The following is a 25,867-nucleotide window of genomic DNA, read 5'->3' as shown; positions in this document are numbered from 1 at the left end:
ACATGCAATTATCATGCCACAGATAATTTAATTCTATAATTCTAATGAATTAGCCGAATAGCAATACTCATCTTCTAAGTTTTGTTAAGCGCAAATGCATCATCTTTCCGGCAAGATTGGCACTGAGAATATAGGTTGCCGCTCCATTAAAATGATATAGATCCAGCGGAATAGCCGTCTCAATGTACACAAAGCGAGACATATTGTCTATGCATTTAGACAATATCTCTGTTTTTTATTAAATGACCTGAACATTCCCCTTACCAACGATACTGCAAAGCGCCTGAATCGCTTCCGCACTAGGATTCATCCAAAATTTGGGCTCCGTTTTTATCGTCCGCTGTTGGTCCGCCAGATTTAAAAATACTGCAGTTTGCCCATGGTAAGCGGCGAATACCCGTTCCAGCTGTTCCCTGATTTCAGCCGTCTGTTTCTGTTTGTACAGGGTAATGCGGATTTCTTTGTTCATGTCATCAAGCATTCTGACATCGTCGGCAATAATTTTAACAGCCTCTTCGTTGCGATTGATCTTGCCGATAATGAGCACCGGAAAATCCGGTGCCAAAAATTTTTGAACCCGGTCGAACAGCCGGGAGAAGACGACTACCTCCACCTGACTGGTAAAATCCTCGAGGGTTATGAAGCACATCATATCCCCATTGCGAGTGGTTATTCGTTTAGCGCTGACAATCATGCCGCCGGTTCTAACCACCGCGCCGTCTGCCGCTTCTGTTTCGTCGTTGATTATCTTTTCTATGGACATCATCGTATCTAGCTTAGGCCGATACCGGTCCAGCGGGTGCCCCGTCACATAAAAACCAATGATTTCTTTTTCCATAGCCAGCATTTTTTCCTGAGACAATTCCGCTACATCCGGTAAAACCAGCGCCATTGCACCATCTGACGGTACGTCCTGACTGCCGAACAAATCCATTTGACCGCTGGCCTGATCCCGCTGTTTTTTCGCCGCAATATCCACTGCCTGGTCCAGGACTTCCAGCAGTTGATTTCGCTTACAACCCAGGGAATCCATAGCGCCGCATTTAATCATGTTTTCAATGACCCGGCGGTTGACCACCCTCATATCCACCTTGGTGCAGAAATCCAGGAGAGATTGGAAGCGTCCAGCGGTGTTTCGCGCCTCAATCAGCTGGACAATGGCCTGTTCGCCCACATTTTTAATCCCGGCCAGTCCGAAACGAATGGCTTGCCCGTCCACAGAAAAGCCGGCGGCGCTGGCATTGAAATCCGGCGGCAGAACCGGCACCCCGGTTCGCTTGCAGTGCTCAATGTACATGCCTACCTTGTCATTGGCCCCCATGACGCTGGTTAGTAGAGCTGCCATATATTCCTGGGGATAATGGGCTTTCAGATACGCCGTTTGATAAGCCACCAAAGCATAGGCCGCACTGTGGGATTTATTAAAGCCATAATCGGCGAAATGAGCCATCAAATCAAAAATCTCGGCGGCAAGTTCCGGTTCTACCCCTCGCTGCTTGGCGCCGGTCATAAAATTATCTCGCTGAGCAGCAATCACTTCCGGCTTTTTCTTGCCCATAGCCCGGCGCAAGAGATCAGCCTGTCCCAGGGAAAATCCCGCCAGCTCAGCCGCGATCTTCATAACCTGTTCCTGATACAGAATAACGCCGAAAGTATCTGCCAAAATAGCCTCCAGCTTGGGATGCAAATAGCTGACCTTGGTTCGTCCATGCCTCCGTTCAACGAAGTCAGTGACCATGCCGCTGCCCAAAGGGCCGGGACGGTATAAAGCCACTAAGGCGATCAAGTCAGTGAACCGGTCCGGTTTCAGTTCTTTCATCAGACTGGTCAGGCCCGAGGACTCCATCTGGAAAACCCCAAGGCTATCACCTGCGGCTAACATGGCATAGGTTTTCGGGTCATCCAGGGGGATGCTTTCAATATCCAGCTGAATGTCCCGGCTGCTCCTGATCAGCTCCATGGCATCGCCAATGACGGTAAGGGTTCGCAAGCCCAGTAAGTCCATTTTTAGCAGGCCTATTTCTTCTACTTTATCTTTATCATACTGGGTAGTGACAAATCCTTCCGCCGAGTTTTGCAGCGGCAGATAATCGGTCAAAGGTTCTTTGGCAATAACGATGCCGGCGGCATGAGTCGATGCATGCCGGGGCAAGCCTTCCACGGCCATGGCCAGATCCAGCAGTTTTTTTGTGGTTGACTCGCTCGTGTAGGCTGCCCGCAATTCAGCCTGGATCTCCAGGGACCGTTTCAGGGTAATTCCCAGTTCGTGAGGCACCAGCTTGGCCACCCGGTCTACCTCACCATAGGAAAGATTTAATGCCCGTCCGACATCCCGCACCGCCGCTTTGGCCGCCATGGTACCGAAGGTAATGATTTGGGCTACCCGGTCGGCGCCATAACGGGAAACCACATATTCAATCACCCGGCTCCGCTTCTCATAACAAAAGTCGATGTCAATATCCGGCATGTTTACCCGCTCCGGGTTCAAAAAACGTTCAAACAGAAGATCATACTTCAGGGGATCAATGTTGGTAATCCCCAGCAAATAGGATACGATGCTGCCGGCGGCCGAACCTCTTCCCGGCCCCACCGGAATTTGATGGGTCCGGGCAAAATTAATGAAATCCCAGACAATCAAAAAGTAACTGGCATAGCCCATTTTTTCAATAACCGCCAGTTCAAATTCCATTCGTTCCAGCACGGCAGCACCCGCCTGGGGATAGCGTCCGTGCAGACGTTCCCGGCACAGTTGCCGCAAATACTGTTCCGGTGTAAAGCCGGCCGGCACCGGGAAATCAGGCAGATGCAAATGGCCAAATTCAAACTCCACGTTGCAGCGCTCAGCAATAGCCAGGCTATTGGCCAAAGCCCGGGGGAAGGCGGCAAACAACTGCTCCATCTCGGCCGGGGTCTTTAGGTAAAACTCCTGATTGGGAAACTTCATCCGCCCTTGATCATCGACTGTTTTGCCTGTCTGAATACATAACAGCACGTCGTGGAATTCCGCGTCTTCCTTGTTGGTATAATGGACATCATTAGAGGCTACCAGCTGTATTCCGTATTTATCGGCTATCTCTGACAGCAGGCGGTTAGCGGTGCGCTGTTCCGGCAGACCGTGATCCTGGAGTTCGAGAAAAAAATGGTCTGGGCCAAAAATCTCCAAATACTGCTTGGCCACGTCCTCGGCTCCGGCAATATTCCCTTTTAGCAATAGTGAAGGAATTTCCCCGGCAATACAGGCGCTCAGGCAGATCAACCCCGTCGAATGCTGCCGCAGCAGATCTCTGTCGATACGGGGCTTATAGTAAAAGCCATCCAGGTAAGCGCTGCTCACCAGTTTGGTCAAATTTTTGTAGCCGGTATTATTCTCCGCCAGCAAAATCAGATGATAATAGGCTTCCCCTTCCACTGCGCTCTTATCAAACCGGGAGCGGGGCGCCACGTACACTTCGCAGCCAATTACCGGTTTTACACCGTATTTTTTGGCTGCCTTATAAAAATCAATGACTCCGTACATATTCCCGTGATCGGTAATGGCAACTGCCGGCATGCCCAGTTCTTTTACCCGGGCAAGCAAGCCGTCAATGCGGCTGGCGCCGTCAAGCAGACTGTATTCCGTATGGAGATGAAGATGAACAAAATTTTGCACCTGGAGACTGCTCCTTCCCCTGTTTCACTCAATTTGGCTGTTATCTGTATATCTTCGTGAGACAATGGCAAGTTCCTCCGAATGGTTAAAAACATCTTCTATGGAGAGGTATTATTCGAGCGGCTGTGGAATTGTAAAGCGAAGTAAAAAACGATCAGAGGTGCCGCAATTTGCTTACGATTGGTATTCTGCAACTGACACAACACCTGGATGACGCTGTCCGGGGGTTCAAAGCCGGATTGGCGCAAGAACCGGTCGGCTGCGACTTCCATTATGTCAATGCCGACGGCAACGAAGGAAAGTTGCCTGAGTTGGCTCAAAGGCTAGCCTCGCTGCCTGTGGATATGATCTTCGCCTGTTCCACGCCTGCGGCTAAAGCTGCCGTCAACCTGCCCGGCAGCATACCTGTCATCTACACGCCGGTATTCGATCCGGTGGGTTCCGGCCTGGCCCAATCCCTGGCTAAGCCCGGCGGAAAAGCCACCGGCGTATCGGGTATGGTGGATGCCGCCCAAAAAGCGGCGTTTATTTACCGGTTATTGCCCCAGGCCAACCATCTAGGCATGGTATATCATGCCAAAGATCCCAACGCCGTCCTGGAATCCAGGCTATTCAGCGATGCGATCAGAAAGCGGGGCGGATGTCGCCTGACGGAAATCCCCATCCAGCAAGCAGATGAGCTATCGTTGCTGTATCGCTTTCTGGAAAAGGATATGGACGCTTTATTTTTGCCCATCGGTAAGGCGGTGGAGGAAAATTTCGCCTCTGTAGCCTATTATACCGAAGCAGCGGCTATTCCGGTCATTGCTTCCCATGGGCCGAATGTTCCTGCCGGAGCTTTAGGCGGACTGTTTGCCAACCACTATCAGTTGGGTCTGAAATGCGCCGAAAAGGCGCTGAAAATCAGCCAGGGGGTCTCAGCGGGGGATATTCCGGTGGATATTGCAACCCAGCCGGAAATTCACCTCAATGTGGCCGTCGCTGCCGTTCTGGGCATTTCCCTGCCCAAGGCAATGCTAAAACAAACCGCGGAAATTTTTGAATAGCTGGGGTGACAAAAATGGATCGGGAAAATTCTGTAGAATTACTGGCCCCTGTAGGGACCTGGGATATGCTGGAGAGCACCGTTGCCGCCGGGGCGGACGCGGTGTATCTCGGCGGCAAACTGTTCAACATGCGCCTGCACCGGGCGGATACCAATTTTGATGAAGACGGTCTGGTCAAGGTTATCGACTATGCCCATGGGCACCAAACCCGCGTTTATATCACAGTTAATAATCTGATCAGCGATCAGGAGTTGCCCCGGATGCGCTCCTATCTTTCCTTCCTCAATGAGGCCCGGCCGGACGCCCTCATTGTACAGGACCTGGCGGTGTTGCAGCTGGTGCGGGAAATGGGCCTGGACCTTGAGCTCCACGCCTCAGTCATGATGAACACCCACAATGAGCATGCTGTCCGCACTTTGATGGAGTACGGCATCAAACGGGTAGTAACCAATCGGGAGATGTCTTTCTCACAACTGACCTTGCTGAAAGAACGCACCGGTGTGGACTTGGAATACTTCATCCATGGCGATATGTGCATCGCGCAGAGCGGCCAATGTTATCATTCCGGCATTCTTTTTGGCCAGAGTTCCAACCGGGGCCGCTGCCTCAAGCCTTGCCGCTGGCCCTTTCGGCTGATTGACGGCGCTTCCGTCCAGGAATTGCCCGTCACTAGTCAGCAAGGTCCCTATAAGCTGGCCATGAAAGATATGTGCCTATATCTTTATCTCCCCGAATTAATCCGGGCCGGCGTTTGTTCCTTTAAGATCGAAGGACGCATGCGCACAGCAGATTTTGCCAGCCGGATCGTCAGACAATACCGCCGGGCGATTGACCGGTACCTGGCGGACCCCGTCGGTTACAGTCCGGACCCTGTGGACTGGCAGGATCTGTATGACAACCGTTCCCGGGACTTCTCCCCCTGTTACGCCTTAGGCAATCCCGGCGCCAGCTCCATTGGCTATGACGGCAAACGGGAACCGCGCTTTTTCAGCCAGGCAGTGGTGGAAGCCGGCCTGGCCCCAATCTATAAGACTTCCCCTGAAGCATCTCTCCCTCCTGAACCTCAAACCAAACCAACTTTAACCGTCCGGGTGGCGGATATGCCTTCAATAGCCGCTGCCTGTCAAAACGGCGCCAGCCTGGTGATCATCGGCGGCGAAGCTTTCCAGCCTGCCAAACCCTGGACTGTACCGGAAATCCTGCAAGGGCTGGAAATCGTCAAGGCAGCCAGGGCTCAGCTTTTCATCACCACTCCCCGCATTACCACCGAACGGGAATGCGCCGAGCTTGAGCGGTTTTTTGCCGCTTTGCCGGCAGCTGATGGAGTAATGGTCAGCAACCTGGGCTCGTTGCGGCTGGCCCAAAAATATACCGACCTTCCCATTTACGCTGATTATTCTTTTAATATCTTTAATCAGCAAGCCATAGAATTTTTAAAGGGCCAGGACGTCAGAGGAATTACCCCCTCAATTGAATCTTCCTGCGGGCAAATGTCGGCTTTAGCCCAGGGAAGCCCCCTGCCGCTTATGCCGATTGTTCACGGTCCACTGGAAGCCATGGTGCTGGATCACTGCCTGTTAAACGCATCTTTTACCGCCTCATCGCCCCAGGCCTGCCACTCTTTCTGCCGGAGCAAATCATCTTACGCTCTGCTGGATTCAGCCGGAGAAAAGCACCCCATTGCCATCGATCAATATGGCCGTAACCATCTTCTGTTCGCCAAGGACTTGTGTCTGTTCGCCTTCCTGCCGGAATTGTTCGCCAATGGTATCACCCGTTTTCGGATCGAAGGACAGCACTATTCCCCGACCCATATCGCCGCTGTTACGGCCTATTACCGTCAGGAACTGGACAAACTGGCGGCAAATCCTGCCGGTTACTCGATTCCCGCCGACTATGAAACTCGCCTGAAGGGACCGCGTCAACTGGGACTCGGCGCCTTCCGCTATAAAATGTCGAAGTAAGAGGTGAAATGTGATGGTTTCAGTCCCATTTTCATTCATCGGACCCGAGGAAATATTGCGCAAAAAGAAAGAATACATGATTCCCTGCGTCTATCATTTCTACCAGCAACCCATGCAGCTGGTACGAGGAGAAATGCAATATCTTTACGATCATACCGGTAAAAAATATCTGGACTGTTTTGCCGGCGTATCGGTGGTGAACTGCGGCCACTGCAATCCCGAAATCACGGCGGCTATTTGCCAACAGGTCAACACTCTGCAGCATACCTGCACGATTTATCTCACCGAACAAATCGTCAGTCTGGCGGAAAAGCTGGCTCAAGTCACACCGGGCCGGCTGCGGAAATCCTTTTTCTGCGCCAGCGGTACCGAGGCCAATGAAGGGGCTGCCTTGCTGGCCAGCCTGTACACCGGCCACTCGGAATTCATCAGCCTGCGCCAGGGTCTTCATGGCCGCACCAAGCTGACCATGGGGCTCACCGGCCTCCGGCTATGGCGCACCGACCCTTCCCCTGCCGGCGGCATCAGCTTTGCCCCTAACGCCTACTGTTACCGTTGTCCCTTCAAGCTCAAACATCCTGAATGCGACTACCAGTGCGCCAATGAACTGGAGAATGTTATCCAGACAGCCACCTCCGGCCAGGTAGCCGCCTTTTTTGCCGAAACCATTCAAGGCAACGGCGGCATTATTACCCCGCCATACGGCTATTTCAAGCGGGTGAAGGAAATTCTGGACCGCCACGGCATTCTGCTGGTGATTGACGAGGTACAGACCGGTTTTGGCCGTACCGGCGCCATGTTCGCCATCGAGCACTACGGCGTGGAGCCGGATATCATGACCATGGCCAAGGCTCTAGGCAACGGAACTCCGGTCGGCGCTTTCATCGCCCGCAGCGAAATCGCCGACAAGTATACCCGGCCCGGCGCCTCCACTCTGGGCGGTAATCCGGTGACCTCCGCCGCCGCCCTGGCCACTCTGGCTGTCATTGAAAAAGAAAATCTGCCGGCCCGGGCGAAACATCTGGGCAAAAAGTTAAAAGACGGACTGCTCCGCCTGCAAGAGAAATACCCTGTAATCGGTGATGTGCGGGGCCTTGGACTGATGCTGGGGGCAGAGCTGGTCCACGCAGATCAGTCGCCGGCGCCGGAGCTCACCGATCAGGTGCTGGAATCATGCAAGGACCGGGGCATCCTGATCGGAAAGAACGGTTTGGAGCGCAATGTTCTGGCCTTCCAGCCGCCGCTGGTCATCAGTGAGGAAGACATAAACTATTTACTGAACACCCTGGACCTGGCTCTGGGAAAACAGTAAATAACTACTGTCAGTATTGAAATTTTCTCCGGTAAACCTTTTCTTTCGATCGTACCGGACGGCGCGCCATCATCTCATATACCGCCATTTCTCTTTTTTTCTTTTTGGACCCCAGGAGCAACTGCCGCCCGTGGGCCAGAGCAATCGTGAGCCCGATGGCAGCCCAGACCACCGCATATACCTTGCCAACAGCAGATGTCAGAAATCCCGGTAAAGCCAAACAATATAAAGCGCCAAAAAAAGTGGTCACAGTCAGGCTCAACAGCGATCCAAAGGAACCCATCCTGCTGGGAAATAAACGTTTTGCGGTCATAGCCTTCTCTCCCGTGCGTTGTTTTCGGCATTGGTTTACAACAACACTATATGCGATATACTGATCAAAAAGACCTTATTGCAAAAAGGGGTGCCGCCAACGTTTTTTCCAAACGTTGGCGGCACCCCTTAATTCGTGCCCGGAAGTTTCTTACAGAATACCGGTAAATAAGTGAAGGGCAATGATAATAAATACCGTCATTGTCTTAAGGATAGTAACGACGAAAATATCGGGATAAGATTCTCTGTGGGTCAGGCCGCAAACCGCCAACAATGTGATAACCGCTCCGTTATGCGGCAAGGTATCCATGCCGCCTGAAGCCATGGAGGCAACGCGATGCAGCACTTCAGGGGAAAGACCGATTTGATTGGCCCATGCCAGCCAATCTTTAGCCATCAGGTCAAGGGCTATCGACATACCGCCCGAGGCCGAACCGGTAATACCGGCCAGAGTAGTTACTGTAACGGCTTCGGATACCAGCGGTGTACCACCGATCTTGATGCCCATCAGAGCGTCGGAAATGGCTTTGAAACCAGGCAGAGCAGCGATAATGTTGCCATAGCCAACTTCTGACGCCGTGTTCATGATTGCCAGCAGCGAACCGATGGCGCCGGCGTTGAGGGCCTTAGCCAGACCGCCCTTGGGCAGGCGGGTAATTCCCAGGGCGATTGCTACGACAATGCCGCACACCAGAGCGATAATGAGAGCCCAGATACTGATTACGTTCTTAACCGAAGCAGCTATCAGCGGCAGGTCCATCGCTGCGAAAGGTTGCAGCAAGTTGGGGTTCCAGACAAAGAGATTCGTCATAACAAAATTTACAACTAACACGGTGACGAGAGGAAGTACCGAAAGATACCAAGCCGGCAGAGCGGCTTCTTCACGTTTTTCCTGCACAGCTTCATTGTGGTTGCCATAGCCTTCACCGGCGGCAGCAGCGGCTTTTCGGCGGTTTTCCAGCCAGTAGAGGCCACCGGCGAAAATGATCAAACCACCAATAATGCCCAGGATAGGAGCGGCATAAATGGTAGTGCCAAAAAAATTAGTAGGAATAATATTTTGGATTTGCGGCGTTCCAGGGAAGGAGTCCATTGTGAAAGTAAAGGCACCTAATGCAACAGTGCCGGGAATGAGGCGTTTGGGTATGTTGGCTTCTCTGAACAGCGCAGATGCAAACGGATAGACAGCAAACACAACTACAAAAAGACTGATACCGCCATAAGTCAGTACTGCGCAGGCGAGAACCACTGATAACATAGCCCTTTCCTTGCCCAGACCTTTAATAATCGCGGCAGCTATGCCTTTGGCGAGACCGGTATCTTCCATAACTTTGCCGAAAACAGCACCTAACATAAAGATTGGGAAAAACGACTTAACATAGACGACGGCTTTGGCCATGAACAATTCGGTATATGCCGGCATGATAGACAAACCGGACATGGCGGCGGCCATAAGGGCAAAAATCGGGGCAAACAGGATAACGGAAAATCCTCGGTACGCAAAAAACATCAATAAAAACAAACTGAGAAGAATACCCAAAGTTTCCATTCTTATTTCCTCCTTCTTATTATCCAATCTTTGTTAGTTGTGCTATTTTGCAGTTGAATATCATTATCGGCCGGCAGGATCACTCCCCCCCTGTATTAATTTCCCCCCTTTTAATAAAATCTTCCCAAAATAAAAATAATGTATCGTCATTTTTATAAAGCAAATTTCATGCCAAATTGAAAATGCAAGAAAATTTGTATAAAGCCCTTGAAACATCTCTTTGTCTAAGGCAAACATTCTCCCGAATTTTTTTAAGTGTATAGAATTGCAGAATAAATTAGACAACATTGTCTAAAACAGAAGACAAATTTTAGAGATATGGCTGACTAAACAAATATTTTACTTACGGTACATGGCAGGATGCTTAGATTCATTAAAATTTGGCACGCTATTTGCAAGTGGATAGCATTTAAAAATTTATTTGAGGAGAGTGAACCTATGGCTAAATTTATCACAGCAGCAGAAGCGGCAAAGCTTGTTAAGAATGGGGTAACAGTAGCGACAAGTGGTTTTGTTGGCATCGGGCATCCGGAGGCATTGACAGCAGCCCTGGAAGAACGGTTTAGACAAGAATCAGCTCCGCGTGACCTAACATTGGTATATTGCGCCGGGCAGGGCGACGGCAAAGATCGCGGCTTAAATCATCTCGGCCAGGAAGGTTTGGTGAAGCGTGTGGTCGGCGGCCATTGGAATTTGGCCCCCAAACTCGGCAAACTGGCTATGGAAAATAAAATCGAAGCCTATAACTTCCCCCAGGGAACACTGGCCCAGTGGCTGCGGGGCATTGCCGGCAATAAGCCTGGCATGATTACGAAAGTAGGCTTAAATACTTTTTGCGATCCTCGCGTAGAGGGCGGAAAACTCAACAGCGCCACCAAAGAGGATCTGGTAGAAGTCATTGAGCTTGGTGGCGAAGAATGGCTCTGGTATAAGCAATTCCCCATTCATGTCGGTCTTATCCGCGGCACCAGCGCCGACGAAGACGGTAATATTTCCATCGAAAAAGAAGCCTTAGCTCTGGAAATCCTGCCGACAGCCCAGGCAGCCCACAATGCAGGCGGCATTGTGATTGCTCAGGTAGAGCGCATCGTCCAGAGCGGCACCCTGAAGCCCAAAGACGTCAAGGTGCCGGGAATCCTGGTGGATTATGTGGTCGTAACCGGAGATTCCCCGCTCCATGCCCAGACTTTTGCCGAACAGTATAATCCTGCCTATTCCGGCGAAGTCCGCATTCCTCTGTCGGCTATTGCGCCATTGACTCTTGACGAACGTAAGGTAATCGGTCGCAGAGCCGCTATGGAACTAATTCCGAATGCAATCGTCAATCTGGGCATCGGCATGCCGGAGGGCGTGGCCATCGTAGCGAACGAAGAAGGCATTAGCGATATGATGACCCTGACGGTGGAGCCAGGCGGCGTTGGCGGCGTGCCGGCCGGGGGCCTGAGTTTCGGCGCGGTTAGCAATGCCACATGCTTCGTGGATCAGCCCTATCAATTTGACTTCTATGATGGCGGCGGACTGGATCTGGCCTTCCTGGGACTGGCGGAGACCGACAAACACGGCAATATCAATGTAAGTAAATTCAAAGGCCGTGTTGCCGGCTGCGGCGGTTTTATCAACATTACCCAGAACGCTAAACGGGTTGTCTTTTGTGGAACCTTCACCGCCGGCGGCCTGGAAGTTAAGGTGGAAAACGGCAAGCTGACCATTGTAACCGAAGGCAGAAACAAGAAGTTCCTTGAACATGTAGAACAGATCACCTTTAGCGGCAACTATGCCCAAAAGGTGAAGCAGCCGGTCCTTTATATCACGGAGCGCGCTGTCTTCGAGCTAAGTGCTGAAGGGATGGTACTGACGGAAGTCGCTCCTGGCGCTGATCTGGAGAAGGACGTTCTAGCCTTGATGGATTTCAAACCCATTATCTCCCCCAAGCTCAAAACGATGGATGAACGCATCTTTAAAGCGGAGAAGATGGGTTTAAAGAAATAAGATAAACAGCGGGCCGCCCCGCAGAAAGAGAGCAACATGAGAGGATTAAAAGGTAAAATTGCAATCATCACAGGCGCTGCAGGAGGCATTGGCAAGGCCACGGCGCTTCGTTTCGCCGAGGAGGGCGCCAATATCGTTGTGGCGGATTTCGCCGACGGTTCCGGCACAGTACAGGAAGCAGAAGCCAAAGGAGTGAAAGCTGTTTATGTTAAAGTAGACGTAACCAGTGAAGAACAGGCTAAAGCTATGGTTGCCAAAGCGATTGAAGTTTTCGGCAAAGTGGACGTATTAATTAATAACGCTGGCATCACCAAAGATGCCATGATGAGAAAAATGACCAAAGACGCCTGGGATGCTGTTATTGGCGTTAACCTGACCGGCGTGTTCAATTGCACATCAGCTGTACTGCCCTATTTGCTGGAACAAAAATCCGGCGTCGTTCTGACCACTTCTTCGATTGTCGGTATTTATGGCAACCTTGGGCAAACCAACTATGCCGCCAGCAAATGGGGAGTTATCGGCATGACCAAATCCTGGGCCAAAGAAATGGCCAAGAACGGCCTCCGGTTTAACTGCGTAGCCCCCGGGTTCATTGGCACAGAAATGGTAAAGAAAATTCCCGAGCAGGTATTAAACGAAAAAATTATTGTCAAAATCCCGCAGGGCCGCCTGGGCGAGCCCGAGGAAATCGCCGCAGCTTTTGCCTTCCTCGCATCCGATGATGCCAAATATATTAACGGTACTGTACTGAGCGTCGATGGGGCCGGCACACTGTAAAATACTCAAATTCCACAAGAAGCTAAGCCCCGTTTATGATCGACATGCTGATTTTGTTTCTGCTAAAGGGTTATCGCATTAAGCCGCCCGGCCTGATACGATAACCCCTTTAGCTTTTTATTCAGACGTAAAGGTGTTTTGCCTAACTTGTCTAAATATATACACACTATAGACAATACTGTTGTATAATAGCGAGGAGGGCTATAATGTTAGTTCGTACTTTGATGCGTGAAATACCTATCACGTTTACCGAGCAAATGAAGCTGCGAGAAGCTGCTGTAAATATTAACGAACGAGGCATTGATGGCGCTATCGTTGTAAATAATGCGGGGATCATCGCCGGTATTATAACAAAATCCCATTTGATCAAAGCCATAGCTGAAAGTGACTTTGACCAATTAGCCGTCAGTGAAGTAATGACTCGCAATGTTTTTACCCTGATGGATTCAATGAATCTTAACCGGCAGCGCTTCATGAGTGAGCTTCATAAGTACAGTTTATATCCGGTCGTGGATTCAGAGGGTAAACCGGTTGGTATAATCAGCCGTACCGATCTAGTGAAATATTTGTCGGATCATGCCCTTTTCCTGGCAGAAGAACTAAGAGCGGTTCTCGATTCTCTGCATAGCGGTGTAATAGCCATTAATGAAGAGGGCCTGATCATACTCTTTAACCAGAGAGCTGAGATCCTGACTGGAACCAGTGCCGCCAACGCTATCGGCCGACCTCTGCATGAAATTCTTTCCAACGGCGGGCTGCAACGGGTACTGCAAACCGGAATCCCAGAGCTAAACCAAAAACAGAACATAGGGAACTGCCAAATATTGACCAATCGCACTCCTATTAAACAGGGGAACAGGATTGTAGGCGCAGTCGCCACTTTTCAGGATATCACTGAACTAGAGAATGTGGCGGCACAGCTTGAAGCTGTGCAAGGTCTTAAGAGTACGCTGGAAAGCGCCCTTGAAAGTATTTTTGAAGGCGTGGTAGTTGTGGACAGGAACGGCTATATCACGATGTTCAACCGGGCCTACTGCGAGTTTCTGGACGTAGACGCCAAAGAAGTGATTGGCAAGCATGTTACTGAGGTGATCGACAATACGCGGATGCATATCGTTGCCCGCAGCGAAAAATCCGAGGTGGCTGAAATGCAGCAGATCCGGGGCAGCAACGCAGTGGTTACGCGTATTCCGATTATGAAAGACGGCGAAACGGTCGGCGCGGTAGGCAAAGTCCTGTTTGAAGACATTAAAGACCTGAAAATGCTGTCCAAGAAATTCAGCCATCTACAGTCTGAACTGGAATATTATAAAGAGGAACTGCGAAAAGTTCAGGGCGGCAACTATACTCTGGAGAACATTATCGGAACAAGCGAAAAAATCGAATGGCTCAAATCCATCGCCTTAAAAGCCGCCCGCGGCACATCCACTGTATTAGTGCTGGGAGAAAGCGGCACCGGTAAAGAGCTTTTCGCCCATGCCATCCACAATGCCAGTCTCAGGCGGCATGCTCCGTTTATTAAGGTGAACTGCGCGGCGGTGCCGGAGAATTTGCTGGAGTCGGAGCTGTTCGGCTATGAAGAGGGAGCCTTTACCGGTGCCCGTAAAGGCGGTAAGCCGGGAAAATTCGAACTGGCCAACGGGGGAACGATTTTTCTGGACGAGATCGGCGATATGACTCTTGGCATGCAGGCCAAACTGCTGCGAGTTCTGCAAGAACGGGAAATAGAACGGGTCGGCGGCACGAAAAGCGTTAAAATCGACTTAAGAGTCATTGCTGCCACCAACCGGGACTTAGAAGCTATGATTGAAAAAGGAGAATTCCGGCAGGATCTGTACTACCGTCTGAACGTCATAACACTGCAAATTCCGCCTTTGCGGGAACGCAGCGAGGATATACTGCTTCTCAGCAAGGCGCTTTTAGCAAAGATAAAAATGCAGTTAAAATGCGAAGTGGAAGGGATAGCGGCGGATGCCATGGATCTCTTGCTGCAATATCAGTGGCCGGGAAATATCAGAGAATTGGAAAATGCCCTGGAAAGAGCCGTAAACCTGATGGATGACGAGCCGTTCATCCTGCCCGAACACCTGCCGCCCCAGCTGCGCAAAAGCTATAAAGCAAGAGAAAACGACGATCACGCCAAAGATCTGACGGAAGCCAAAAACGACGCCGAAAAGCAAGCCATTATCAAAGCGCTGGAAGCAGCCGGCGGCAACCGGACAAAAGCGGCGAAAATTTTGGGGGTCCACCGGTCAGGTTTATATCAGAAACTGCAAAAATATAGTTTGAGATAAACCGAACCGAGCCAAATAATAAAGGCGAGCCACAAGGGCCCGCCTTCATTATTGCTCCGGAAATTACTTGTCCGACTTCTGGTTCCGATCTCTGGCCCGCAGCTGACGATTTAAAATCGTTTTGCGGAGCCGGATGCTTTTCGGCGTGATTTCCACCAATTCGTCGTCATTGATGTATTCCAGTGCCTGCTCCAGGCTGAAGAGACGCGGTGGATCCAGCCGAATGGCCTCTTCGGAGTTGCTGGAACGCATATTGGTTACATGTTTTTTCTTACAGGGATTGATCTCCATATCCAGTTCCCGGGTATTTTCGCCGACGATCATCCCTTCGTAAATTGACTGTCCGGGGACGACAAACATAGTCCCCCGGTCCTGAACGCTGTTAATGCCATAGGCAGTGGTTTCACCATCTTCAAAGGCCACCAGCGCACCACGGGTCCGCCCGGGAATTTCTCCCTTGTAAGGGGTGTAGCCATGGAAAATATGATTCATAATACCGTTGCCTTTGGTGTTGGTCAAAAATTCCGAGCGGAAACCGATCAGACCCCGGGCAGGTATCACAAACTCCATGCGGAGATACCCTGCTAATTCAGTCATATTGATCAATTCGGCACGCCTGGTTCCAAGGGATTCCATGACCGTGCCCATGAATTCCTGATCTACGTCGACCGTCAACAGTTCCAGCGGCTCACATTTCTGTCCGTCAATTTCTTTATAGATGACCTTGGGTTTGCCAACCTGAAATTCATACCCTTCCCGGCGCATGGTCTCAATCAGGATAGACAGGTGCAATTCACCCCGTCCCGCCACTTCGAAGGCATCGGGGCTGCCTGTCTCGGTTACCTTCAAACTCACGTTGGTTTCCACTTCGCGGAACAAGCGATCCCGCAAATGGCGGGAAGTAACAAACTGGCCCTCCCGGCCGGCAAAGGGGCTGTTATTCACGCTAAATACCATGGCCAAGGTAGGCTCGTCGATCTTTATTGACGGCAGAGCCTCCGGATTCTCCGGATCGGCGATGGTCTCGCCAATATTCACGTCAGCCAGTCCGGTGACGGCAATGATATCGCCTAATGCAGCCTCCCTGACCTCAACCCGTTTCAGTCCCTCATAGGCGTACAAGCGGCTGATCTTGGATTTGGTCTGAGCATCCTCAGCCATCACAGTGACCTGCTGCCCGCTTTGAATGCGTCCCCGCATAACCCGGCCAATAGCCACCCTGCCTACATATTCATCATAATCCAGGGTTGTAACCATGGCTTGCAGCGAGCCGTCCATTTCCCCTTCAGGAGCCGGTATGACATCCAGCAGCAGATCAAACAGAGGTTTCAGGTCTGTACTGTTTTCCTCCATGCTCCGTTTCGCAAGGCCGGCTCGGGCGGAAGCGTAGATCACCGGGAAATCCAATTGCTGATCATTGGCCTCCAGCTCCATAAACAGTTCCAGAACCTCATCCAATACTTCGTGTACACGCTGGTCAGGCCTGTCGATTTTATTGATGACCACGATAGGCTGCAGCTTTTGGGCCAAAGCCTTGCGCAGTACATACTTGGTCTGAGGCATAGGCCCTTCAAAGGCATCGACTAATAACAGTACCCCATCCACCATATTCAGCACCCGCTCTACCTCACCGCCGAAATCGGCGTGTCCGGGCGTATCTACAATATTAATTTTAACGCCCTGATAAGAGACGGCGGTATTCTTAGCTAAGATGGTAATGCCTCTCTCCCTCTCCAGGTCATTGGAATCCATGACCCGTTCAGCTACCTGTTCATTGGCCCGAAATATGCCGCTTTGCCTAAGCATAGCGTCTACCAGTGTGGTCTTACCGTGATCAACGTGGGCAATAATAGCGATGTTGCGTAAATCAGTGCGTTTCATTCAAATCCCCCAAAAGGCTAAATTCGTCTCATCTATTCAATATAGTATATTCCGGCAGGAAAAGTCAAGATTAACAGAAAATGTCACACTATTCGGTGGATTTGAATAGAAATCATCACAAATCGTCGAAAGTCTGTCTGATAAAGCTATCCACTTTAGCCAGCCGTTTCACGATATCGGATGCTTTGTCGCTGTCTGAAACCAGCAATCGTTCGATACGGCGGCGATATTCCCGGTAATTGGCCTCAATCAAACTGATCTGCTCCTGCAGTCGCCTGATATCAGGATTGACAACGGCTGCGTCGGATTCCTGCAGACTCCACTTGCGTCCCTGACATACCGCTGCATCGCCGTAGCGGGGTACAAAACAAGGATAACCGAACTTTCCCTGGACTATACGGGCAAACGGCTCGGACATATCCGGTTCACCATGCACCATAAATATATTAACCGGCGGCGATTGCAGGCAGGACAGCCAATCCAGCAGCTGCTGCCGGTCGGCGTGAGCGGAAAATCCGTCCAGGTTATGAATTTTGGCCCTTACGCTAATCTGCTCACCCATGATCTTGACCCGTCTTACCCCCTCTAAGAGTCTCCGGCCCATGCTCCCCTGGGCCTGATAACCCACCAGGACAACACTTGACTCCGGACGCCAAAGATTGTGCTTAAGGTGATGCAAAATCCGTCCGGCATCAGCCATGCCGCTGGCCGAGATGATAATAACCGGTTCATTCATGGAATTAATGGCTTTCGATTCATCGGAGGATTTGGCAAAGACCAGGTTGGGCATTTTAAACGGATGCTCATTGCCGGAAAGAATGGCCTGGGATTCCGCATCATATTCCTGGGGATGACCCAGGAATATATCGGTGGCTGAAACTGCCATGGGACTATCCACAATCACTGGCATATCAGGTATCTTTTTTTCTTTGAAGAACTGGCGCAGATAATAAAGCAGCGTCTGGGTCCGCCCTACGGCGAAAGCCGGAATGACCACATTGCCTCCGGCCGCGTAAGTATCATTGATAATTTGGGCCAGGGCCTCTTCTTTGGCCTGCCCCTCATGCAGCCGGTTGCCATAGGTAGACTCCATAATCACAAAATCCGCGCTGTCGATGCAGGTCGGATTTTTTAGGATCGGCTGGTCCGGCTGGCCGATATCGCCGGAAAATAAATACTTACTCCGGCCTTTTTCATCATTAGTCTCATTCACCCACAGCTCAATCATGGAAGATCCTAATATATGTCCGGCATCGCGAAATTGAAAGATAATCTCATCATTCAGTGCAAATTCCCGGTCATATTCTACCGTAACAAACTGCTTTAAGCACTCATAAGCTTCCTGCACCGTGTAGAGAGGTTCCTGTAAGGCCTTCCGGCCGGCCCTCTGGCCTTTGCGGTTGGCCACCTCCGCATCATACTCCTGGATATGAGCGCTGTCAGGCAGCATAATGCCGCACAAGGCAGCGGTAACCGGCGTGGCATAGATCGGTCCTTTAAAGCCGGACTTGCATAAACGCGGCAGCAAGCCGCTATGATCTATATGAGCGTGGGTCAACAGCACAAAGTCTATCGTCTTTGGGTCAAAGGGAAAGGGGCGTCGATTTAATGCCTCAATCTCCTTGGATCCCTGAAACATGCCGCAATCTACCAGCCCCCTGTGCCTTCCCGTTTCCAGCAGGAAGGCAGATCCGGTTACCATCATTGCGGCGCCGAGAAACGTCAGCTGCATGGATATCCTCCTCCCATTCGGCAGTTCGCCATACTTTTAATATTCCACACAATCGGGCAAATCCCCTGTCCTGATCCCTCCTGACAAAAGCAAGGCAAGACCACTCACGAGTCTTGCCCTGTCCGCATGATCCCATCCCTTATTGTTCACCGATTAACCGAACTTCCGGCTGCAGCGTCACCTGAAACTTTTCATAGACCCGGTTCTGCACCGTCTGAATCAACTCTAAAACATCATGGGCCGTGGCATCGCCGATATTGACAATAAACCCGGCGTGTTTTGGCGATATCTGCGCTCCGCCTACCGTGTACCCCTTTAATCCGGCCTGTTCAATCAAGGTACCGGCAAAATGGCCCGGCGGCCTTTTAAACGCGCTGCCGGCGCTAGGCATCTCCACCGGCTGCTTGGTGTTGCGCATGAGGGTGTATTCTTCCATTTTTTTACCGACTTCTTCGGCAATACCGGGCTGTAGAATCAGTTCCACTTCACATATGGAATAGTGGTTATCATAAAAAGCACTGTGACGGTACTGAAATCCGATATTCTCATGTTCAAAGCGCTTTAAATCGCCTTCCGGACTGACTGCCAGCACGGCATTGACGATTTGACTCATCTCACCGCCATAAGCGCCGGCGTTCATAAACACGGCGCCGCCGATACTTCCGGGAATACCCACCGCAAATTCCATTCCCGTCAGTCCCAGTTTAGCGGCGTAGCGCGACACATCTCCCAAAGTCGCACCGGCGCCGGCAGTAATAGTATGGCCTTCATGGTAAATCCCACTCATATTTTTGCCAAACCGGATGACCAGTCCGCGGATGCCTTTATCCGAGACCAGTACATTGGATCCGCGCCCCAAAAGGGTTACCGGCAGATGCATCTTCCTGGCCGCAGGCAAGATTGCCGCTACTTCCTGGGTGTTGGCCGGCAATACCAAAAAATCCGCCGGTCCCCCAATACGGAAGGTTGTATGCCGTCGCATAGGTTCATCCGGCAAGATTCTTTCCGACGGTATAACCGCCCGCAATTGGCTATAAATTTTCGTTTTTTGTTCTTTATTTATTGTCTGCAAACATATTCAATCCTTCTGCGACCGATTCGCCAACCATTTTCAATATCGGCCATTCATAATATATTCGAAACAGAAACGTTCCATGCTTTTGGCTTTGGGGTTTGAGATTGAAATCTTATCCTGCCACCGAATCCTTATTCAATAAACGCAGGTACAATTCCTGCATAATCAAAGCATCCCGGGCTTGAGTGCCGGCTGACTCGCAAATAATGCGCGGTTGGAGTTTCCGGTCAGCAATCACAGCGATAAAAGGCTCATGAGGCGGGCCATACTCATCGGCAAAAGTCCAATGCCGTTTTTCACCGGCTTTGGTATACTCTATGCGACTAAAATGAATATGTAAAGAACAGGCAGCTGCTTCGCCCAATTCAGCCTGCACGTAATCAAAAACTGCCTCAAATTCCTGTCTGTCGGTATATTTTCCCCTGGTAACGGCGTGAAGGTGGCCAAAGTCCACTGCCGGCAACAAGTTCGGCGCCAGCTTGCACAACTGAACTACTTCCTCCAAAGATCCCAGCTGATTGACTTTGCCCATGGTTTCCGGCGCCAGTATAATGTCCGACAAACCCAGCCGTTCAATTTTGTCTAAAACACCGGACAGACGATGTTTGGCCCGGTCCATGGCAGCCTGGCGACTGCTTTTTCCGGGGCTGCCCATATGGAAAATAACCCGGTCAGCTCCCATCCAGCGGGCGGCCTGCAGTGATTTAAGGATGTGATTTTCAGTATTTGCCGCCAGAGACTCATCTTCTGTAGCCAAATTAATATAGTAGGGCGCATGAATACTCAGAGCGATGTTTTGCTCCGCCGCGGCTTTACCAATTGCCCCAGCCGTCTTCTCTCCTACATTCACGCCGCGTCCGCACTGATACTCATATGCCGCCAGCCGCAACCGGCTTAGCCAGCCTGGTATATCAACCGACGCCTTAAACCCGGCTTCATAAAAAGCATCCGGATTCCCCGCCGGTCCAAATTTTGCCAGTTCCATTGTTTCACCCAATTCTTTCATCAATTTTAACAGGCCCCTCTATCTGCAATCAGGAAAACCGTTTTGCCTCAGCGCTTCATAGATGACCACAGCCACCGCATTAGAGAGATTCAACGATCTGGCATCGTTGATCATCGGAATGCGGATGCAATAGTCCCGATGCTCCGCCAGAAGGGTTTCAGGCAATCCGGCTGTTTCTTTGCCGAATACCAAAAAATCATCCGGGCTGAAGCCAACCTGGGCATAGTGTTTATGAGCCTTAGTCGTGTTAAAGTAAAAAGTTTTCCCAGGATATTGTTCTATGACCTCGCCAATGCTGTCATGGTAATGAATTCGCAATAAGTGCCAATAATCCAATCCGGCTCGTTTCAACGATTTATCATCCACCGAAAAACCCAGCGGCTTTACCAAATGCAGCTCGGCGCGAGTCGCCGCGCACAGCCGGGCAATATTTCCTGTATTACCGGGAATCTCCGGTTCAACCAAGACGATATGCATTTCTCCCCAACTCCCCAATATGGACCATACATCCTATTATAAAACATTCTTCCCGGACGATATACACCCAAAATCATGATCATCCGGAAGATTTATCTTTACTGTCTGCGGTCCCCCGCCACAATCCCGGAACAATCGCCAGCCCGCTGGCCAGCAGCCCGGCATACAAGGGGTCAATGCTTTCCGGGAAAACGCCTTTCCAGACAAGTGCCACACCAGCGCCGACGATCATAGATAAAATAGCCGCCTGCTTTTTCACCCGCCCGGGGAAAAGCACCGCAAACGTCAGAGGTAAAAAAATCCCGGCGCCTCGCAGGCCCATCGATAAAAAATTCCACTCCAGAACCAGGGATTTTAGATTGCCAAAGGTAAAAACCGCCGCCAAGAGCGTAATGCCCAGTACCATCAGACGGTTGATCCAAAGCATGGTCTGTTCGCCGGCGGTTTTCCGCAGAGGCAGGATGATATCCCTCGAAAGCATAGTCCCCACTCCCAGAGCCAGGCCGGCCGCCGATCCCACCGCCGCCAGCAGCAGGGCGGCAATTCCTATACCCCCGATCCAGGGCGGCAGGTAGTGTAAAATAAATAAAGGCAGCGCATCAATCGGCGCGATAGCGGGGTGATGCGCCCGCATGTACATGCCGGCCAGAACTGCCGGGATACCGGTGGGCAGGGTTATCAGAGCCGCCGCCAGTGCGCCTTTTTGGGCAGTTTGCACATCCCGGGCGGCATATACCGCCTGGATGTATGTCTGAGTGCTCAGCGTCCCTACGATCAGCGACAGAGCGCTGGCCAGATCAACCAACCATCCCCTCCCCATCAGGCTGAACCAGGGATACGGGGGAAAGACATCCAGGTAGCCGCCGATTCCGCCCATGCCTTGCCAGCATACAACGGTAACCGTCAACAGAGTCAGGTATATCAATAGAGTTTTAACAACCCCAACCAGGCCGGTTCCCCATACGCCGCCGAAAAAGACATATGCCACGATAAGCAGAAAGACCAGACCTGCGGATTGATGAAGATTGAAGCTGAAAATAGCGGCCACCAGCGGTATGGCAGACATGATATTGGCCACAATGCTAAAAAAAATACCGGCGGACGAGGTCAGGCTGGTAATAGGACCGGCAGCCCGGCCATAATTTGCCGTCAAAAATTGCGGAATGGTTTGCAATCCGGAAGAACGCAGCGGTCCGGCATAAAAAACCGATAACAGCCCCAGGGCAATACCTGCTCCCAAAGTGAACCACCATGCCGAAAATCCGTAGCTAAACGCCAGCTGTGCCGTCCCGACAGTGGATGCGCCACCCACAATCGTCCCGATAATGGTGCCGGTGATCAAGACAACGCCGGAGGATTTACCGCCCAGGGTAAAATCGGCGGCAGTTTTCACCTTGCGGGCCGCGCTCAAGCCAATTCCGGTCACGATGACCAGGGTCGCAATCAGACTTGCCATATGACCAGCTGTAAATTGCATACTATATCACCTTATCCTGATTTTTGTGGTCCCCTCCTCTTAAATTTTTATTACGCCAAAAATACCTTATTACCTGCCAAGCGTCAAGAATTTTGCGCCCGGACAACCGTTTCCGCCAGCACTCCTGTTCCCATCCGCAAGGCAGCTTCATCAATGTCAAACCGGGGATGCTGCTGAGGATAGATCGCATTGTCACGGTTGCCTGCTCCGATAAAAATCATTACGCCCGGGATAAGTTGCTGATAGGTTGAAAAATCATCTCCCACCATGACCGGCGGTATTTCCCGCACCGCTTCCTGTCCCAAAACGGCGGCTCCCGCCGCCGCAGCCACAGATGCAAACTGTTTGTCGTTAATCACCGGCGGACAACCGAAAGTTTTGTTAACGGTACATTCAGCGCTAATTGCGCCGCACAGCGCATGGCACAGTCGCTCAAGACCCGCAAAGATTTGGTCGCGAGTAGCCTGATCGAAGGTACGGACCGTTCCCCGAATGACCGCTGTTGCCGGGATGGTATGAAAAGATTCGCCGGCCTGCAGCATTCCCACCGATATAACAGACGGTTCCAAGGGATTGGTATATTGTCCCGCAACCTGGGGCAATGCCGCTACGATTTGAGCCGCCGCCGTCAAAGCGCTGACCGCCTGGCAGGGCGCCGAACTATCCCCTTCTTTTCCCCGAACCTGAACGGTAAACTCGTCCGACTCAGCCATCATTCGGCCCCGGCTGTAGCCAAGGGCACCTACCGGCAAGTCAGACCGGAGGTGCATGCCGAAAATGGCCGTCACATCGCGCAATGCCCCGTCTTCAATCACGCCTTGCGCCCCTCCCGGCAACGGCTCCCGGCCCGGCTGAAACAGCAATCGTACAACGCCGGAAAATTCCCGGCGCATTTCCGTCAGGACCTTAGCTACCCCCAGCAATATAGCAATGTGCCCGTCATGGCCGGCTGCATGGCACCAACCATAATTTTGCGACTGACAGGGCCGGTCGATTTCATCTTCAACCTGCATGGCGTCCATATTCGCCCGTAAAGCAATAATTTTGGCGGACGCCCCGGGTCTCTGCCCCCGAATATCCGCCATGACGCCGGCCCCCGCCACAGAAACCGGCTCCAGGCCCAATTGCGTCAATTTTTCCTTGATCTTGCGCTGGGTATTGTATTCTTCGTCCGCCGGTTCCGGATACATCCGAAAGTAACGCCTCAGTTCAATGATTTCCGTCTCATGGTTTCTCACTAATTCCTGTATTCCAGTCATAGAACCTCCCGGAGAATTTACCTCTGTCAATATACAGGCTTAGTATGCACCTTATGGATAATTTTAACTCAGCTGTCTGTTTAGCTGTGTTTCTCGGGTATGCCTGCGGACATCAGCCGGCGGCGATGACAATTATAATTTTCTTTTGGCAGAAAATATTGTATAATAAACTATAAGTCTGACGGGAGGTATTTTATAGATCTTCCAAAGGATGATAAGTTGTCTGTTCTGTATCTGACAGCAAGGGCGGGGCCTGCGTAAAGGATGTAGGAGCTGTAGTCCAATCTGCCTTTTTCTGTCCCTTTTTGTGCGCCGGTGTGCGCCGGACAGAAAAAGGCCATTTTACTTACAGGAGGTGTTTTACCGTGTCCAGGCGTTTAGGTGTCATCGGCATCGTAGTGCATAATCCCCAAACGATATCCGACAAGGTCAATTTGCTCATTAGCGGCTATAGTCACATGATTATCGGCAGGATGGGCATTCCCCGTCCGGAAGAAAGCGTAGGTATTATTTCTCTGATCGTCGAAGGTTCTACCGATGAAATCGGCGCCCTGACCGGTAAACTGGGGCTCCTTCCCGGCGTCACGGTTAAATCCGCCCTTACCGGCAAAAAATCCATCGTGAAGGAGGAACCCCTGAATGATCAATGAACACCAGCGTTCTACCGACAGCTTTATCGACAACAGTTTAATTATTAAGTTGCTGGCTGAGGCCAAAATCACGGCTCAGTCCAAGCCCCTGGTGAAGGGCATTATCGAAAAAGCCAGGGCAGCTAAGGGATTAAGCGCCGCAGAGGTCGCCGTTCTGCTTGAATCAGACGACCAGGAGCTGGAACAGCTCCTGTATCAATCGGCCGCTGACATTAAAAAGACCATCTATGGCAATCGAATTGTGCTGTTTGCCCCTCTATACATTTCCAACTATTGCGTCAACAACTGCAAATACTGCGGCTACCGCAGCGGCAACCGGACCCAGCGCCGCCACCGTCTGAGCCCGGAGGAAATCAAGAAGGAAGTCGAAATCCTGGAATCCCTAGGACATAAGCGCCTGGCCCTGGAAGCCGGTGAAGACCCGTTGAATTGCCCGATTGACTATGTTATCGACTGTATTCGGGCCATATACAGCGTCAGAGACGGCGCCGGCCAGATTCGCCGCGTCAATGTGAACATCGCCGCCACCACGGTTGAAGACTACCGCCAGCTGAAAGAAGCCGGCATCGGCACCTATATTTTGTTTCAGGAAACATACCATCGGCCTTCTTACCAGCAGCTGCATCCTACCGGTCCCAAACGGGATTACAACTGGCATACCACTGCCATGGACCGGGCCATGCAAGCCGGTATTGACGATGTGGGCATCGGCGTTCTCTACGGCTTGTATGACTATAAATATGAAACCGTGGCCATGTTTTTGCATGCCGAGCACCTGGAGAAAACATTCGGCGTAGGACCTCATACCATTTCCGTGCCCCGGCTGCGCCCAGCTGGCGGAGTCACCCTGGATGAGTTCCCTTATCTGGTGGATGATGCGGCCTTTAAAAAAATCATTGCTATCATCCGGCTGGCCGTTCCCTATACCGGTCTCATCCTCTCTACCCGGGAAAATGCTGAGTTCAGGGACGAGTTGTTAGTCTGCGGCGTATCGCAAATCAGTGCCGGTTCCTGCACCGGTGTCGGCGGCTATCAGGCATCCCAGGCGATAACGTCAGAAGATACCGCTCAATTTGAAGTCGGCGACAGCCGCTCCCCCAATGAAATCATTCGTCTGCTGTGTCAAACCGGCTATATCCCTAGTTTCTGTACAGCCTGCTACCGTCAGGGTCGCACCGGCGACCGGTTTATGGCCTTGGCCAAAAGCGGTGACATCCAGAATGTCTGTCTTCCGAATGCCCTGCTGACTTTGAAGGAATACCTGCTGGATTACGCCGACCCGGCCACCCGGGCAGTCGGTAAAACCCTTTTAAAACAACAATTGGCCTGTATCCCGAATCAAAAAACCCGGGAACAGACCAAAAGAGAACTGGATAAATTAGAGACGGGGACTAGGGATCTGTATTTTTAACATGCTA

Annotated in this window: 18 protein-coding genes; 8 read left to right on the top strand and 10 right to left on the bottom strand. The window is 51.3% G+C overall.

Annotation, left to right across the window (positions count from 1 at the left end):
* Positions 1–238: 238 nt before the first annotated feature.
* Positions 239–3,649, bottom strand: a complete 3,411-nt coding sequence (locus tag ALO_RS20065; protein WP_004099925.1) for a DNA polymerase III subunit alpha — start codon at positions 3,647–3,649, stop codon at positions 239–241.
* A 170-nt stretch (positions 3,650–3,819) separates the two neighbouring features.
* Here ALO_RS20065 and ALO_RS20060 point away from each other — a divergent pair, with 170 nt between their 5' ends.
* From ALO_RS20060 to ALO_RS20050, 3 genes are read left to right on the top strand one after another with little or no spacing between them, the layout of a single operon-like run.
* Positions 3,820–4,695, top strand: coding sequence for an ABC transporter substrate-binding protein (locus tag ALO_RS20060; protein ID WP_004099924.1), 876 nt, complete (start codon positions 3,820–3,822; stop codon positions 4,693–4,695).
* Between the two features lie 14 nt (positions 4,696–4,709).
* Positions 4,710–6,659 (top strand): peptidase U32 family protein, encoded by a 1,950-nt coding sequence (locus tag ALO_RS20055; protein ID WP_004099923.1) that lies wholly within the window; start codon positions 4,710–4,712, stop codon positions 6,657–6,659.
* Positions 6,660–6,672: 13 nt separating this feature from the next.
* On the top strand, positions 6,673–7,971 hold the full coding sequence (locus tag ALO_RS20050) for an aspartate aminotransferase family protein (RefSeq protein ID WP_004099922.1): 1,299 nt from the start codon (positions 6,673–6,675) through the stop codon (positions 7,969–7,971).
* A 10-nt stretch (positions 7,972–7,981) separates the two neighbouring features.
* On the opposite strand, the gene ALO_RS20045 is transcribed toward ALO_RS20050, so the two are convergent.
* Together ALO_RS20045 and ALO_RS20040 are read right to left on the bottom strand one after the other, a co-directional pair.
* On the bottom strand, positions 7,982–8,284 hold the full coding sequence (locus ALO_RS20045) for a hypothetical protein (protein WP_004099921.1): 303 nt from the start codon (positions 8,282–8,284) through the stop codon (positions 7,982–7,984).
* Positions 8,285–8,434: 150 nt separating this feature from the next.
* Positions 8,435–9,832, bottom strand: a complete 1,398-nt coding sequence (locus ALO_RS20040) for a GntP family permease (protein ID WP_004099920.1) — start codon at positions 9,830–9,832, stop codon at positions 8,435–8,437.
* A 438-nt stretch (positions 9,833–10,270) separates the two neighbouring features.
* On the opposite strand from ALO_RS20040, the gene ALO_RS20035 reads away from it, so the two are divergent.
* The 3 genes from ALO_RS20035 (at position 10,271) to ALO_RS20025 (ending at position 14,892) form a co-directional block, all read left to right on the top strand.
* Positions 10,271–11,821, top strand: a complete 1,551-nt coding sequence (locus ALO_RS20035; protein WP_004099917.1) for an acyl CoA:acetate/3-ketoacid CoA transferase — start codon at positions 10,271–10,273, stop codon at positions 11,819–11,821.
* Positions 11,822–11,857: 36 nt separating this feature from the next.
* Complete coding sequence (locus ALO_RS20030) at positions 11,858–12,598, top strand: beta-ketoacyl-ACP reductase (protein ID WP_004099915.1); 741 nt, start codon at positions 11,858–11,860, stop codon at positions 12,596–12,598.
* 206 nt (positions 12,599–12,804) lie between these two features.
* Positions 12,805–14,892: a sigma-54-dependent Fis family transcriptional regulator gene (locus ALO_RS20025; protein WP_004099913.1), complete on the top strand. Its 2,088-nt coding sequence runs from the start codon at positions 12,805–12,807 to the stop codon at positions 14,890–14,892.
* A gap of 63 nt (positions 14,893–14,955) precedes the next feature.
* Here the strand turns inward: ALO_RS20025 and typA are convergent, their stop codons facing one another.
* The 7 genes from typA to ALO_RS19990 form a co-directional block, all read right to left on the bottom strand.
* The gene (typA, locus tag ALO_RS20020) at positions 14,956–16,773 is read right to left on the bottom strand and encodes a translational GTPase TypA (protein ID WP_004099910.1); all 1,818 of its coding nucleotides are present in this window, start codon (positions 16,771–16,773) and stop codon (positions 14,956–14,958) included.
* A gap of 115 nt (positions 16,774–16,888) precedes the next feature.
* Positions 16,889–18,505, bottom strand: a complete 1,617-nt coding sequence (locus ALO_RS20015; RefSeq protein WP_004099909.1) for an MBL fold metallo-hydrolase RNA specificity domain-containing protein — start codon at positions 18,503–18,505, stop codon at positions 16,889–16,891.
* Positions 18,506–18,644: 139 nt separating this feature from the next.
* Positions 18,645–19,577, bottom strand: coding sequence for a UDP-N-acetylmuramate dehydrogenase (gene murB, locus ALO_RS20010; RefSeq protein ID WP_004099907.1), 933 nt, complete (start codon positions 19,575–19,577; stop codon positions 18,645–18,647).
* Between the two features lie 115 nt (positions 19,578–19,692).
* Complete coding sequence (locus ALO_RS20005; protein ID WP_004099903.1) at positions 19,693–20,586, bottom strand: TIM barrel protein; 894 nt, start codon at positions 20,584–20,586, stop codon at positions 19,693–19,695.
* A gap of 18 nt (positions 20,587–20,604) precedes the next feature.
* Positions 20,605–21,063, bottom strand: a complete 459-nt coding sequence (gene trmL / locus ALO_RS20000; protein WP_004099901.1) for a tRNA (uridine(34)/cytosine(34)/5-carboxymethylaminomethyluridine(34)-2'-O)-methyltransferase TrmL — start codon at positions 21,061–21,063, stop codon at positions 20,605–20,607.
* A 79-nt stretch (positions 21,064–21,142) separates the two neighbouring features.
* A complete protein-coding gene (locus ALO_RS19995) occupies positions 21,143–22,540 on the bottom strand; it encodes a sodium:solute symporter family protein (protein WP_004099900.1) in 1,398 nt (465 codons plus the stop codon).
* 83 nt (positions 22,541–22,623) lie between these two features.
* Positions 22,624–23,799: a M20 metallopeptidase family protein gene (locus ALO_RS19990; RefSeq protein ID WP_004099898.1), complete on the bottom strand. Its 1,176-nt coding sequence runs from the start codon at positions 23,797–23,799 to the stop codon at positions 22,624–22,626.
* A gap of 365 nt (positions 23,800–24,164) precedes the next feature.
* On the opposite strand from ALO_RS19990, the gene ALO_RS19985 reads away from it, so the two are divergent.
* Both ALO_RS19985 and hydG read left to right on the top strand, forming a co-directional pair.
* On the top strand, positions 24,165–24,449 hold the full coding sequence (locus ALO_RS19985) for a TM1266 family iron-only hydrogenase system putative regulator (RefSeq protein ID WP_004099897.1): 285 nt from the start codon (positions 24,165–24,167) through the stop codon (positions 24,447–24,449).
* On the top strand, positions 24,439–25,860 hold the full coding sequence (hydG, locus tag ALO_RS19980) for a [FeFe] hydrogenase H-cluster radical SAM maturase HydG (RefSeq protein ID WP_004099896.1): 1,422 nt from the start codon (positions 24,439–24,441) through the stop codon (positions 25,858–25,860). Before ALO_RS19985 ends, hydG begins: the two co-directional genes overlap by 11 nt.
* The last annotated feature ends 7 nt before the right edge of the window (positions 25,861–25,867 follow it).

The organism is Acetonema longum DSM 6540, assembly GCF_000219125.1.
Lineage (GTDB): Bacteria > Bacillota > Negativicutes > Sporomusales > Acetonemataceae > Acetonema > Acetonema longum.
This window is presented reverse-complemented; position numbering and strand designations above follow the sequence as displayed.

Bases quoted from the DNA above. Each gene is read 5' to 3' on its own strand.
- ALO_RS20055 (WP_004099923.1), top strand. From the start codon at position 4,710: ATGGATCGGGAAAATTCTGTAGAATTACTGGCCCCTGTAGGGACCTGG.
- ALO_RS20050 (WP_004099922.1), top strand. From the start codon at position 6,673: ATGGTTTCAGTCCCATTTTCATTCATCGGACCCGAGGAAATATTGCGC.
- ALO_RS20045 (WP_004099921.1), bottom strand. From the start codon at position 8,284: ATGACCGCAAAACGTTTATTTCCCAGCAGGATGGGTTCCTTTGGATCG.
- ALO_RS20040 (WP_004099920.1), bottom strand. From the start codon at position 9,832: ATGGAAACTTTGGGTATTCTTCTCAGTTTGTTTTTATTGATGTTTTTT.
- ALO_RS20035 (WP_004099917.1), top strand. From the start codon at position 10,271: ATGGCTAAATTTATCACAGCAGCAGAAGCGGCAAAGCTTGTTAAGAAT.
- ALO_RS20030 (WP_004099915.1), top strand. From the start codon at position 11,858: ATGAGAGGATTAAAAGGTAAAATTGCAATCATCACAGGCGCTGCAGGA.
- ALO_RS20025 (WP_004099913.1), top strand. From the start codon at position 12,805: ATGTTAGTTCGTACTTTGATGCGTGAAATACCTATCACGTTTACCGAG.
- typA (WP_004099910.1), bottom strand. From the start codon at position 16,773: ATGAAACGCACTGATTTACGCAACATCGCTATTATTGCCCACGTTGAT.
- ALO_RS20015 (WP_004099909.1), bottom strand. From the start codon at position 18,505: ATGCAGCTGACGTTTCTCGGCGCCGCAATGATGGTAACCGGATCTGCC.
- ALO_RS20005 (WP_004099903.1), bottom strand. From the start codon at position 20,586: ATGAAAGAATTGGGTGAAACAATGGAACTGGCAAAATTTGGACCGGCG.
- trmL (WP_004099901.1), bottom strand. From the start codon at position 21,063: ATGCATATCGTCTTGGTTGAACCGGAGATTCCCGGTAATACAGGAAAT.
- ALO_RS19995 (WP_004099900.1), bottom strand. From the start codon at position 22,540: ATGCAATTTACAGCTGGTCATATGGCAAGTCTGATTGCGACCCTGGTC.
- ALO_RS19990 (WP_004099898.1), bottom strand. From the start codon at position 23,799: ATGACTGGAATACAGGAATTAGTGAGAAACCATGAGACGGAAATCATT.
- hydG (WP_004099896.1), top strand. From the start codon at position 24,439: ATGATCAATGAACACCAGCGTTCTACCGACAGCTTTATCGACAACAGT.